Source organism: Streptomyces griseus, assembly GCF_900460065.1.
Lineage (GTDB): Bacteria > Actinomycetota > Actinomycetes > Streptomycetales > Streptomycetaceae > Streptomyces > Streptomyces griseus.
Window position 1 is genome coordinate 1 of sequence record NZ_UAVD01000049.1, and the last position, 14,154, is coordinate 14,154.

Sequence of the window (14,154 nt, forward strand, 5' to 3'; positions counted from 1 at the left end):
CACCGTGCTCCAGGGCGCCTGGGGCCTGCTGCTGGGCCGGCTCACCGGCCGCACCGACGTCACGTTCGGCGTCACCGTCTCCGGACGCCCCGCCGACCTCGACGGCTCGCACGACATGATCGGCCTGTTCATCAACACCGTCCCCACCAGGGTCACCCCGCGCCCCGACCAGACCCTCGCCGCCCTGGTACGGCAACTGGGGCAACGGCAGGCCCTGCTGATGGACCACCAGTACGAGCCGCTGGCCGAACTCCAGCGCCTCGCCGGACACCGCGAACTCTTCGACACCCTCGTCCTCTTCGAGAACTTCCCGGTCGACGCCGAGCAGTTGCGCCGCACCGAGGAGGCCGCCGGGCTGCAGGTCACCGGGGCCCGCGGACACGACGCCACCCACTACCCGCTGGTCCTGGTCGCCCTGCCCGGCCGCGACCGCCTCGCGCTCGCCCTGGACCACCGCCCCGAACTCCTCACCGCCGACCGGGTCGCGACCATCGGAGCGCAGCTGGTCTCCGTCCTCGAACAGCTCGTCGACCACCCCGAGAGCACCGCGGCCACCGTCCTGCCCGCCCTCGCGGAACCGACCCGGCTCGACGGGCCCGCCCGGGCCGTCACCCCGCTCGGCCTCGCCGGACGCTTCCTGCGCCGCGCCGCCGAGACCCCCGCGGCGACCGCGCTGATCGCGGGCGACGAGGAATGGAGCTACGCCGACCTCGCCGCCCGGGTGACCGCCGTCGCCGGACGGCTGCGGGAGCTGGGAGCCCGCCCCGAGCGGCTGATCGCCGTCGCGCTGCCCCGGAGCGCCGACCTGGTCGCCGTCCTGCTCGCGGTCTCCGCCACCGGAGCGGCGTACGTCCCCGTCGACCCGGACTTCCCGGCCGACCGCGTCGCCCACCTCCTGGCGGACTCCGACCCCCTGCTGGTGATCCGCCCCGGCCACCCCGTCCTCGCCCCCGGACCGCACGGGGGAACCCGCGCCGAACTGCCCGGCGCGGCCCCCGACCCGGAGTCGACCGCCTACGTCATCCACACCTCCGGCTCCACCGGGAACCCCAAGGGCGTCGTCGTCACCCACGGGGCCCTCGCCAACCTCCTCGACGCCATCGCCAAGACCCTCGGATCGGGTCCCGGACACCGGCTCCTGGCCGTGACCACCGTCAGCTTCGACATCGCGGCCCTGGAACTCTTCGTGCCGCTCGTCACCGGCGCCGCCGTCGTCCTCGCCCAGCGGGAGGAGGTCCTCGACCCGCTGCTGCTGTCCGGCCTCGCCGAACGCACCCGGGCCACCCACCTCCAGGCCACCCCGTCCCTGTGGCGCGGCATCATCGACGCCGCCCCGGGGCTGCTCGACGGCCTCTGCGTGCTCAGCGGCGGCGAACCGCTCCCCGCCGACCTCGCCGACCGGCTCGCGCGCGGGGGAGCGCGGCTGCTCAACCTCTACGGGCCGACCGAGACCACCATCTGGTCCACCGCCGCCGACCTCGCCCCCGACAGCGGAACCCCGCACGTCGGCCACGCCCTGCGCAACACCGCCCTGCGCGTCCTCGACACCTGGCTGCGGCCCGTGCCGCCCGGCGTGCCCGGCGAGCTGTACATCGGCGGCGCCGGCCTCGCCCGCGGCTACCTCGGCCGGGGCGCGCTGACCGCCTCCCGGTTCACCGCCGACCCCTTCGGCGCGCCCGGCGACCGGATGTACCGCACCGGCGACCTGGCCCGCATCCAGGACGACGGCACTTTGCGCGTCCTCGGCCGCACCGACCACCAGCTGAAGGTGCGCGGCCACCGCGTCGAGCCCGGCGAGATCGAGACCGCCCTGCGCAGCCACCCCGAGGTCACCGACACCGTCGTCGTCGGCCTGCCCGACCCCAGTGGCTCCGTGCGGCTCGTCGCCTACGTCACCGGCGCCGCCACCGAGCTGCGCCCCTATCTGGCACAACGGCTGCCCGAGCACCTCGTCCCCTCGGTGGTCGTGCGGCTGCCCGCCCTGCCCCTCACCCCCAACGGCAAGGTCGACCGGGCGGCCCTGCCCGCGCCCCAGGCCTCCGGCGGGGAGCGGACCCGTGCGCCCAGGGACGCCCGCGAGGCCGTCCTCGGGGAGCTGTTCGCCGACGTCCTGGGCCTCGACCGCGCCGGGCCCGACGACGACTTCTTCCACCTCGGCGGACACTCGCTGCTCGCCATGCAGCTCGCCAACCGGCTCCGCTCCACCCTCGGCGTCGACGTCGCGCTGCGCGACATCTTCGAGCACCCCACCCCGGCCGCACTCGCCGGGACCGTGCTGCCGCGCCCGGCCGCCCGCACCGCCCCCGTGCGCCGCGAACGACGCCCCGGCGAGCGCATCCCGCTGTCGTTCGCGCAGAGCAGGCTGTGGTTCCTGCACCGCCTGGACGGCCCCAGCGCCACGTACAACCTCTTCATCGTGGTCCGCCTGGGCGGCGAGCTGGACCGGGAGGCGCTGCGACTCGCGGTCGGCGACGTCGTCACCCGCCACGAGAGCCTGCGCACGGTCTATCCGGACGCCGACGGCCTGCCCCACCAGCACATCCTCGACGAGGAGAGCGCCCGCGCCGCCTGCGACCGGTCCTTCGCCGAGGTCGCCGAGGTCGCCGAGGCCGATCTCGCGGCGGCCCTGCGGGCCCGGGTGACGCGACCCGTCGACATCATCGAGGAGATCCCGCTCAGGGCCCAGCTCCTGCGCACCGGGAACGACCACGTCCTCGCCCTGACCCTGCACCACATCGCGGGGGACGAATGGTCGATGCGCCCCCTCGTCGACGACCTCCGCACCGCCTACACCGCACGCGTCACCGGCGCCGACCACGCCTGGGAGCCGCTCCCGGTCGACTACGCCGACTACGCGCTCTGGCAGCGCGAGGCGCTCGGCGAACTGACCGACCCCACCAGCCAGGTCGCCCGCCAGGCCGCCTTCTGGGAGCGGACGCTCGCCGGATCCCCCGACGAACTCGCCCTGCCCTACGACCGGCCGCGCCCCGCCGAGGAGACCCACGAGGGGGCCACCGTCACCTTCGCCGTCGACCCGGCGGTCCACGCCGATCTGCGGAGCCTCGCCGCCCGCAACGGCACCAGCGTCTTCATGGCGGTCCAGGCGGCCCTGGCCGTGCTCCTCTCCGCGCACGGGGCGGGCACCGACATCCCCCTCGGCACGCCGGTCGCCGGCCGCACCGACGAGAAGTTCGACGACCTCATCGGCTTCTTCGTCAACACCCTCGTCCTGCGCACCGACCTGAGCGGCCGCCCCACCTTCCACGAACTGCTCGCCCGGGTCCGGGACACCGACCTGGCCGCCTTCGACCACGCGGACCTGCCCTTCGAACAGCTCGTCGACATCGTCGCACCCGAACGAACCCTCGCCCGCAACCCCCTCTTCCAGGTCATGCTGGTCTTCCAGAACGTCTCCGGCGACGACACCTTCACCCTGCCGGGCCTCGACGCCACCCCGGTCAGCGCGGACCCCGGGGTCGCCAAGCTGGACCTCCAGTTCACCCTCGCCGAGCGACCCGACGGAGCCGGGATCACCGGCATGCTGATCTACCAGACCAGCCTCTTCGACCACACCACCGCCCAGGCGCTGGCCGACCGCTACGTCACCCTCCTCGCCGCCCTGGTCGCCCGCCCCGAACTCCCCGTGCACCGGGCCGCCGTGCTCAGCCCCCCGCAGCGGGCCGGGGTGCTCGCGGCGTCCACCGGCGACGAGCGGCCCCTGCCGCACGCGCCCCTGCCGCGGCTCCTCGCCGAGCGGTACGCCGCCGGGGCCACCGCCCCCGCCCTGATCGACGACGGGATCAGCCTCGGTTACGAGGAGTTCGACGGGCGTGTGGGTCGCCTCGCCGCCCTCCTGCGGGACCGGGGCGTCGGCCCCGAGACACGCGTCGCCGTGGCCCTGCCCCGGAGCGCCGACCTCGTCGTGGCCCTGCACGCCGTGCAGCGCGCGGGCGGCGCCTACGTGCCCGTCGACCCCGACCACCCGGCCGACCGCGTCGCCCACATGCTCGCCGACGCCGGACCGCGCCTCCTGATCACCCTGACCGCCCTGCGGGAGCGGCTGCCCGTCCCCGGCGATGTCCCCGTCCTGGAGCTGGACGCCCCGGACGCCAGGGCCGCGTGCGCGGCCGCCGCGCCCGTCGGCGTCCACCCCGGACTGCGCGGCGAGCACGCCGCGTACGTCCTCTACACCTCCGGCTCCACCGGCCGCCCCAAGGCCGTCGTCGTCACCCACACCGCCCTCGTCAACCGGCTCCGCTGGATGGCCGGCCACTTCCCGTTCGGCCCCGAGGACCGCGTCCTGCAGAAGACGCCGGCCGGATTCGACGTCTCCGTTTGGGAGTTCTTCCTGCCGATGCTCACCGGGTCGACCCTCGTGGTCCTGCCCGACGGGCTCCACCGCGACCCGGCGGAGGTCGCCGAGGCCGTGATCCGGCACGGCGTCACCACCGTGCACTTCGTCCCCTCGATGCTCGCCGCGTTCGCCGCCGAGCCCCGCGCCGCCCACTGCACCGGACTGCGCCGGATCATCGCGAGCGGCGAGGCACTGTCCGCGGCCCTGGCCCGGACGGTGCGCGCCGTCCTGCCCGGCGCGAGCCTGCACAACCTGTACGGCCCCACCGAGGCGGCCATCGACGTCACCGCCTGGGAGGCCACCGGGGAGCCGGGCGGGAGCGTCCCCATCGGCACCCCCGTCCACAACACCGGTGCGTACGTCCTGGACGCCGGACTCCGCCCCGTCCCGGACGGCGTCACCGGCGAGCTGTACCTGAGCGGGCCGCAGCTGGCCCGCGGCTACCTCGGCCGGCCCGGCCTCACCGCCGACCGCTTCGTCGCCCACCCCTTCGGCGCCCCCGGTGAACGCCTCTACCGCACCGGCGACCTCGTACGCCGCCGGGCGGACGGCGCGCTGGTCTACGTCGGCCGGACCGACGGCCAGATCAAGCTGCGCGGCCTGCGCGTCGAACTCGGCGAGATCGAGGCCGTCATCGCCGAGGAGCCGCGGGTGGCCGCCTCCGCCGTCGTCCTGCGCGAGGACACCCCCGGCCGGCCCGTGCTCACCGGCTACCTCGTCCCCGCCACCGGCACCGCGCCCGACCCCCGGGAGATCACCGAGCGCATCGCCCGACGGCTCCCCGACCACATGGTGCCCACCGCCCTGATCACCCTGGACGCCCTGCCGCTCACCCCCAGCGGCAAGCTCGACCGCACAGCGCTGCCCGCCCCCGACCTCGCCGCCACGGCCTCCGCCGTCGCCCCGCGCGGCATCCGGGAGGCGGTGCTCACCGCCGTCTTCGCCGAACTGCTCGGCATTCCGGCCGCCGGAGCCGAGGACAGCTTCTTCGCCCTCGGCGGCGACAGCATCCTCTCCATCCAACTGGTCGCCCGCGCTCGCAGGGCCGGAATGGCCCTCACCCCCCGGGACGTCTTCGAGCACAAGACCCCCGCGGCGCTCGCGCGCGCCGCCGCCACCGCCGGGACCACCTCCGTACCCCGGCTGGACCCGGCCGGGCGGGCGCCGCTCACCCCGATCATGCGGTGGGCGCTCCAGCACGGACCGATCGACGGGCTCCACCAGTACGCCCACCTCGTCACCCCGCCGGAGGCCACCCGCGCCACCCTGACCGAAGCCCTCACCAGGCTGATGGAACGTCACCCCATGCTGCGGGCCGCCCTGGTGGGGGAGGAGGGAGACCGGGCCCTGCACATCCCCGGCCCCGCCGACCCGGCCCCGGAACCGGTGCTGCTCCACGTGGACGCGGGTGCGGAGAGCGCGCAGCGCGCGGCGGAGCTGACCGCCGCCCTGGCCGCCGAGGCGGTCGACCAACTGGACCCGGCCGCGGGCGAGCTGGTCCGGACCGTCTGGTGCGACCGGGGCCCGGGCCGCGGCGGGCGGCTGGTCCTGGTCGTCCACCACCTCGCCGTCGACGGGGTCTCCTGGCGGATCCTCACCGCCGACCTCGCCGCCGCCCACGACGACGTCCTCGCCGGAAACCCGGCCGCCCCGCCCGGCGGCTCCACCTCCTTCCGGCAGTGGGCCCTGGGCCTCGCCGACGCCGCGACCGCCCCGGCCCGCCGCGCCGAGGCCCCCGTCTGGCGGGCCCGCGAGGAACGCGACGTACCCGCCCTCGGAGCCCGCCCCCTCGACCCGGCCCTCGACACCCAGGAGACCGTCGCCCACCTCGAACGCACCCTGGACCCCGACCTCACCCGCGCGCTGCTCACCCGGGTCCCCGCCGCCGTCCACGGCTCCGTCCACGACGTCCTCGTGGCCGCCACCGCCCTCGCCCTCGACCGCCGGCGCCGGGAGCGCGGCCGGCGGGCCGGGCGCGACGTGATCGCCGTCGAGGGGCACGGGCGCGAGGAGAACGCCATGCCGGGAGCCGAACTGTCCACCACCGTAGGGTGGTTCACCAGCTGGTACCCCGTCGCGCCCGACCTCGGCGCCCCGGGACGTTCGCCGTCGGCCGGGACGGCCGGTGACGAGGCCCTCCGTGCCCTGATGGCCGTCAAGGAGCATCTGAGGGAGACCCCCGACCGGGGGATCGGCCACGGGCTGCTCCACCACCTGGACGATCCGGCCGGCCCCTCCCGCACGCCGGAGGTCGTGCTCAACTACCTCGGCCGCTTCCCCGGACCCGCCGGCAGGGCCGAGGGCGCCGAGCCCGCCGCCTGGTCGCCCGCCCCGGAGGCGCTCCCCGCCCTGCGACCGGTCCGCAACACCGTCCCCGTACTCTTCCCGCTGGAGATCATCGCCTCCACCGTCGACGGCCCGGACGGCCCCCGGCTCGCCACCCGGTGGACGTACGCCACCGGCATCCTCGACGCCGAGGACACCGAACGCCTGCTGGACCTGTGGTGCGAGGCGCTGCACACCCTCGCCGACACCCCGTCCGACCCGGTCCACACCCCGTCCGACTTCCCCCTCGTACGCCTGGACCAGGGGCAGGTCGACGCCCTCCAGGCACGGTCGCCCGGGCTCCGGGACGTCTGGCCGCTCACCCCGCTCCAGGAAGGGCTCTACGCCCTCACCCACCTCGCCGGCGACGACATCGACGTCTACACCATGCAGCTCGTCCTGCGCCTGGCCGGCCGGCTCGACCCGGCCGCCCTGCGCCGCGCCGCCGCCGACCTGCTCGACCGCAACCCCGGACTGCGCACCGCCTTCGTCGCCGCGGGCGGCCGTCCCGTGCAGACCGTGCTCGACGGCGTGGCGCCCGACTGGTCCGAGAACGATCTGCGCCCCGAGCCCGCCCACGCCCGCGAGGAGGCCCTGCGGGCCCTCGCGGAGGACGACCGCACCCGGCCCTTCGACCTCACCGCACCGCCCCTGCTGCGCCTGCGGCTGGTGCGCACGGGGGAGGGGGAACACGCCCTGCTGGTCACCAACCACCACGCGATCCTCGACGGCTGGTCGGTGCCCGTCCTGATCCAGGAACTGCTGTCGCTGTACGCCTCTCTCACCGGTCCCGCCGAACCCCCGCTGCGCCGGAGGTCGTTCAGGGACTTCCTGGCCTGGCGCACCGCCCAGGACGAGCGGGCCGCCCAGGACGCCTGGCGGTCGGCCCTGGACGGGGTCACGGAGCCCACCCTCATCGCACCCGCCGACCCCGGCAGGCGCCCCGCCCTCCCCGACCGGATCCAGCACCGGCTCGACGCGACACTGCGCGAACGCCTCCAGACGCTCGCCAGGAGCGCCGACGTCACCCTCAACACGGTGATCCAGTTCGCCTGGGGCCTGCTGCTCGCCCGGCACACCGGGCGCGATGACGTCGTCTTCGGCGCCACCGTCTCCGGACGGCCGCCGGAGATCGATGACGTCGAGACCATGACCGGCCTCTTCATCAACACCCTCCCCGTCCGCGTCGACCTGCGCGCGGGCGGCACCGTGCGCCAGGCCCTGGCCCGGCTCCAGGCGGAGCAGGCGAAGCTCTCCGGCCACCAGCACCTGGGCCTGGCCGACATCCAGCGGAGCACCGGAGCGGGCGAACTCTTCGACACCCTGCTGGTGTTCGAGAACTACTTCGTCGACGGCGAAGGACTGCGCCGCGCCGAGCGGTCCGGGGAACTGACCGTCACCGGCAGCGAGCACACCGACGCCACCCACTACCCGCTGACCCTCGCCGTCGTCCCCGGCGGGCACCTCACCCTCGAATACCGGCCCGACCTCTTCGGGCCGGAGCGGGCCGCCGCCCTGATGGAGAGGTTCGCCCACCTGCTCGCCGACATCGGAAGCCGCCCCGACACCCGCGTCCACGGCCTCCAGGCCCTCGCCCCGGACGAACGCCGCCGCATCCTGGACGACTGGAACCCCGCCCCCCGGCCCCACCCGGAGCAGACCCTGCCCGGCCTCTTCGCCGAGGCGGCCGCCGTCGACCCCGGGGCCCCGGCGCTGGTCCGCGGCGACACGGTCCTGAGCTTCCGGGACGTCACCGAGCGCGCCGCCCGGCTCGCCCACGAGCTGATCGCCCGGGGAGTCGGGCCCGAGGACCTCGTGGCGCTGATGCTGCCGCGCACCGAGGAGATGCTCATCAGCATCCTGGCCGTGCACCAGGCCGGGGCCGCCTACCTGCCGCTCGACCCCGACTACCCGGCCGAACGCGTGGTGTTCATGCTGGCCGACGCCTCACCGGCCGTCCTGCTCACCACCACCGCCCTCGCGGGCCGCGCCGGGCATCCGGCCACCGTGCTCCTCGACGACCCCGGGACGCGGGCGGCGCTCGCCACCCGCTCCGTCCGGCCGCCGACCGACGCCGAGCGGGCGCACCCGCTGCGGCCGGAGAACCCGGCCTACCTCATCTACACCTCCGGTTCCACCGGCACCCCCAAGGGCGTCGTCGTCACCCACCGGAGTGTCGTCAACCTCTTCCACAGCCACCGCCGGGCCCTGTACGAACCGGTCGTCGAACGCACCGGCCGCTCCCGCCTGCACGTGGGGCACGCCTGGTCGTTCTCCTTCGACGCCTCCTGGCAGCCCCAGTTGTGGATGTTCCACGGCCACTGCGTCCACGTCCTGACCGAGGACGTCCAGCGCGACCCGGACCGGCTGCACCGCTATCTGCGCGACCACGCCATCGACTTCATCGAGGTCGCCCCCACCGTCCTCGCCCAGTTGGAGGAGGCCGGGCTGACCGAGGGCGGCAGCTGCCCGCTGCCGCTGCTCGGCGTCGGCGGCGAGGCCGTCCCCGACGGCCAGTGGGCCCGGCTGCGGGAGCTGCCCGGTACCGACGTCGTCAATCTGTACGGCCCCACCGAGGGCACCGTGGACGCGATGATCGCCCATGTCCGGGACAGCGAGCGCCAGTTGATCGGCCGGGCGGTGGACAACGCCCGGGTCCACCTGCTGGACGCGGGACTGCGGCCCGTACCGCCCGGAGTGCCGGGGGAGATGTATCTGGCCGGGGCCGGACTGGCCCGGGGCTACCGCGGCCGGGCCGCGCTCACCTCGGAACGCTTCGTCGCGGACCCGTTCGGCGCCGACGGCGGCCGGCTGTACCGGACGGGCGACCTGGGGCGCTGGACGGTGGACGGGGCGGTGGAGTTCCTCGGCCGCGTCGACGACCAGGTGAAGATCCGGGGCTTCAGGATCGAGCCGGGCGAGATCGAGACGGTCGCCGCCGCCCATCCGGAGCTCTCCCGGGTGGCCGTCGTCGCCCGGGAGGACGCCGGGGTGCGCCGCCTGGTCGCGTACGGGGTGCCCCGTCCCGGTGGGGCCCCCGACCCGCTCGCCCTGCGGGCCTGGCTCGCCGAGCGGCTGCCCGGCCACCTCGTCCCGGCGGCGGTCGTGCTGCTGGACGCGCTGCCGGTGACCGCCAACGCCAAGCTGGACCGCGACCGGCTGCCCGCCCCCGATTTCGGCGCGGCGGCCGGCGGCCGGGAGCCGGTGGGGGAGCGGGAGCGCGCGGTCTGCGCCGCCATGGCCCAGGTGCTCGCGCTGCCCCGGATCGGCGCCGACGACGACTTCTTCGCCCTCGGCGGCGACAGCGTCGTCACGGTGCGGCTGGCCGGTCTCCTGCGGTCCGGGGGCTGGGAAGCGGCTCCCCGGGACGTCTTCCGGCACCGCACGGCCGCCGGCCTCGCCGCCGGACTGCGGCGGCAGGACGCGCACTCCGGTGGCTGAGCCGTCCCACCGCGCACAGCGGCCCGTCGGCGGCGCACGCCGCCGACGGGCCGCGAGGTCCCGCGGACCGCTACATCTTCTTGAGCATGCCCTCGATCTCGTCGACGGTGGCGATCGCGAAGCTGTAGTTGGCCATCACGAAGTGCCGCGAGGGGAACGCCCGCCCGGCCTTGACGGCGGGAACGCCCTTCCACAGTTTGTGGTCCAGCAACTGCTGGGTCGTGGGCGTGGGCCTGCCGTCTGCCTGCACCGAGTAGATCAGGGCGTCGCAGTCCTTGAGGACGTCCATCTCCTCGTAGCTCTTGGGCACGAACCCGGCCTCCTTCTCGGGCAGCCCGGCCCCGATCCGCAGTCCGACATCGCGCATCACGGTGACCAGCGGCGTCCCCAGGAAGAACTTGCCGTTGGGGCCGCCGCTCAGCGGGGCCCACGTGGTCGTCTCGATCTGCTTGCGGTAGGCGGTCCGCACCTCCGTGAGCCGGCGCTCGTACTCCTGCTTCTTCTCGGCCAGCCGGCTCTCGCGGTTGACCGCCTTCGCCAGTTTGGCGATCTGCTCGTTCCAGAACGCCCCGCTGGTGTGCCAGTCGTAGAAGGCCACCGGCGCGATGGTCCTGAGCGGGGCGGACTTCTCCTTGTAGAACTGATCGATGATCAGATCCGGCTTGAGGGCCGCGATGGCCTGGGAGTTGGGCGTGCCCGAGGCGCCGATCGTGTCGACGTCCTTGAGCTGCTCGTACACATCCTCGGGCAGCAGCTGAGGGTTGGCCGCGCCGTCGGGGACGCCGACCGGGACCAGTCCGAGATCCAGGAGCATCAGGGCGTCGTAGTTCTCCAGAACCACCACCCGCTCGGGCTTTTGCGGGACCTTCACGGTCCCGTTGTCCGTCTCCAGGCTGCGCGTCCCCGCGCCGGAGGACTCCTTGGAGCCGCCGTTAGAAGCCTTGTCGTCGGACTCGCTCACGCCACAGGCCGTCAGCCCCAACGCCGCCGCGGCACCCGTGAGTCCGCCGAGGACGCGCCTGCGCTCCACCGGACCGGACAGGATACGTGAACGTGCCATGTTCACTCCTTCGTTGAGAAACAGAGAGATCTTCCGGCCGCATCAGGACGCTGCCAGAAGTAAGGTATGCCTAACCTATCGCTTCCGGGCAGGATTCAGGGAGCCGACCATCCCGAACAGCAACGAGGAGTCCGCACGCCATGAGCACGGTCGCGACCGAAACTCACCGAAACCGCAGGCCAGGGCGCATGCATGTGACCACCGTGCGCAGAGCGCGACGCATCACCCCGGGCATGGTGCGGCTCACTCTGGGAGGTGACGACCTGTCAGAGTTCGTCAGCAATGGGAGCGATCAGCATGTCGCCCTCTACTTCTACGAGCCCCACGTCGAACTGCCGCGCCCCTTCACCACCGAGGCCGCCCGGGCCCTGCTGCCCACCGCCAAACCACGCCTGCGCCGCTACACCATCCGTGACCACCGTCCCGAACTCCACGAAGTCGAAATGGACTTCGTGCTCCACGGACCCGGACAGCTCGCCTCCGGCTGGGCCGAGCGCGTCCGGCCGGGCGACGAGGTGATCTGGTTCGGCCCGAGCCCCGCCTACCCGGTGGCCCCCGTCACCGACTGGACCCTCCTCCTGGGCGACGAGACGGCCCTGCCCGCCATCGGCGCGATCCTCGAAGAACTCCCCCCGGGCCACCGCGTCCTGGCCGCCGTCGAGGTCGCCGACCCGGCCGAGGAACAGCCCCTCCCCACCCCGGCCGACGCCACCGTCACCTGGCTCCACCGCGACGGGCGCGACCACGGCGAACTCCTGCGCCGACACGCCACCGCACTCCACCTCCCGGAAGGCCGGGGGCGCGTGTGGGGCGGCGCGGAACGCGGTGTCATGCGGGACCTGCGCCACCACTTCGTCCACGTCCGCGGACTCGGCCGCGCGGACACCCATCTGACCGCCTACTGGACGCAGGGCGAAACCCAGGACAGCGAGGTCTGACCCCCACCATGCCTTCCGCACCCCTCAACGGACTCGACCTCGTCTACGACGACTCGGGCGGACACGGAGAGCCCGTGGTGCTCGTCAACGGCTCCGGGGCCACCCGCACCGCCTGGCGCGCCCACCAGACCCCGGCCCTGGTCGCCGCGGGCTACCGGGTCATCGCCCCGGACAACCGGGGCATCCCGCCGAACGCCCTGCCGCCCGGCGGCATCACCCTGGAGGCCATGGCCGCGGACCTCGCCGCGCTGATCGAGCACCTCGCGCTCCCGCCCTGCCGCGTCGTCGGCTTCTCCCTCGGCGCGTCCGTCGTCGGCGAACTCCTCCTCAGCCGGCCCGAACTCGTCAGCCAGGCCGTGCTGATGGCCGGCCGGGCCCGCCTCGACACCTTCGGCGGCGCCGTCGCCCGCGCGGCCGCGGACCTGCACGACAGCGGGGCCGCCGTCCCCGCATCGCACCGGGCCGTCTTCCAGGCCCTGTGCTACCTGTCGCCCCACACCCTGCGCGACGGCGCCGCCGTACGGGACTGGCTCGAAGTCTTCACCTACGCCGGGGGAGTGACGGGCCCCGGCGTCCGCGCCCAGTACGAGGCCATGGGAGACGTCGACCAACTGCCCCGGTACGCGAAGCTCGACGTGCCGCTCCTGTGCGTCGGCTTCGCCGACGACGTCATGATTCCGGCGGCGGCCACGCGGGAGATCGCCGACACCGTACCCGGAGCCCGCTACGCCGAGCTCGAACGCTGCGGCCACTACGGCCATCTCGAACGCCCCGCGGAGGTCAACGCCCTCATGCTCGACTTCTTCGCCCGCCACCCCCGGGCAGCGCGCCCCGCCACCCCCGGCCGGCCCGCACCCGTCACCGCATCCGCACGGGGTGGAGCGTGAACGCCACGGCCGAACGACCGGGCCCGTACGAGCCCACCGCCCGCGACGGACTGAGACTCCTCGCGGGCTGCCTCCGGGACCGCCCCGCCCTCGCCGCCCTCGCCGTCCTCGGCGGACTCGTCTACCAGCTCGCCCTGATCGCCCTGCCCTGGTTCATCGAACGCGCCGTCGACCAGGGAATCGTCCACGAGGACAGCTCAGCCCTGCTCCGCTGGGCCCTGGCCATCGTGGGCGCCGGCATCCTCGCCGCCCTCGCGGAAATGGTCCTCGGCTGGTATTCCACCCTCCTCGCCACCACCCAGGGCAACCGTCTCTACATCGCCCTGGCGGACCGGGTCGCCCACCTCGACGCCCGGGCCCTCGCCCGCTACGGGGAGGGCGACCTCGGCATGCGCGGCACCCGCGACGTCGACCTGGTCCGCAGCTGGCTCTCCGGCGTCGCCTCGTTCGTCACCGGCGTCACCGGCTTCGCCGTCATGATCGTCGCGATCATGCGGCTCGACCCGCTTCTCGCCCTGATCTGCCTCCTGTGCGTGCCGCCCCTGGTGTGGATCAACACCTACTGGTTCCCCCGGCGGTTCGGCGCGGCCAACACCGCACTCTCCGCCGCCCACGGCAGCCGTGCCGACGCCGTCGAGGAACTGCTCTCCGCCAGCGCCGCCGTACGCGGACTCGGCGGTGAACCCGCGCTGGTACGACGCCACCACGAGCGCAGCGCCGCGGTCACCGAGCACACCCTGATCACCGGCCGCGTCTCCGCCGACTGGGCCGCCCTCTCACCCTTCGTGCCCGCCCTTGCCATCGGAGCGGGCCTCGGCCTCGGCGGTGTCGCCGTGCTGCGCGGCACCATGTCCGTCGGCGGCATCGTCGCCTTCACCAGCTGGATGAGCATGCTCGTCCTGTGGGTCGGCGTCATCACCCTGCGGATCAGCCAGCTCAGCCAGGCCACCACCGCGGCCCGCCGCCTCCAGGACGTCCTGCTGCCGCACCCCACGGACCGGGCCCCGGGAACGGCGCCGCTGCCCGCGACCGGCGACCTGACCGCCGAGGGCGTCGGCCACAGCGCCGACGGACACCTGATCCTGGCCCCGGTCGACCTCACCGTGCGCCCCGGCCAGCTCGTCGCCGTGACCGGCCCCACCGGCTCCG

General features: G+C 74.5%; 5 protein-coding genes. 4 read left to right on the forward strand and 1 reads right to left on the reverse strand.

The features are described from left to right. The first annotated feature begins 4 nt into the window (after positions 1-4). Positions 5-10,120: a non-ribosomal peptide synthetase gene (locus DTB53_RS31980; protein ID WP_256656860.1), complete on the forward strand. Its 10,116-nt coding sequence runs from the start codon at positions 5-7 to the stop codon at positions 10,118-10,120. A gap of 70 nt (positions 10,121-10,190) precedes the next feature. Here DTB53_RS31980 and DTB53_RS31985 read toward each other — a convergent pair whose 3' ends face one another. Further along, complete coding sequence (locus DTB53_RS31985; protein ID WP_202549280.1) at positions 10,191-11,180, reverse strand: ABC transporter substrate-binding protein; 990 nt, start codon at positions 11,178-11,180, stop codon at positions 10,191-10,193. A gap of 188 nt (positions 11,181-11,368) precedes the next feature. On the opposite strand from DTB53_RS31985, the gene DTB53_RS31990 reads away from it, so the two are divergent. From DTB53_RS31990 to DTB53_RS32000, 3 genes are all read left to right on the forward strand, one after another. Next, positions 11,369-12,118 (forward strand): siderophore-interacting protein, encoded by a 750-nt coding sequence (locus DTB53_RS31990; protein WP_042495434.1) that lies wholly within the window; start codon positions 11,369-11,371, stop codon positions 12,116-12,118. 8 nt (positions 12,119-12,126) lie between these two features. Beyond that, entirely contained in the window at positions 12,127-13,005 is an 879-nt protein-coding gene (locus tag DTB53_RS31995) for an alpha/beta fold hydrolase (RefSeq protein WP_012377799.1), read from the forward strand. Next, positions 13,002-14,154: ABC transporter transmembrane domain-containing protein (locus DTB53_RS32000; protein WP_146777737.1), on the forward strand; the 1,153-nt coding region annotated here is incomplete at its 3' end. The genes DTB53_RS31995 and DTB53_RS32000, both read left to right, overlap by 4 nt.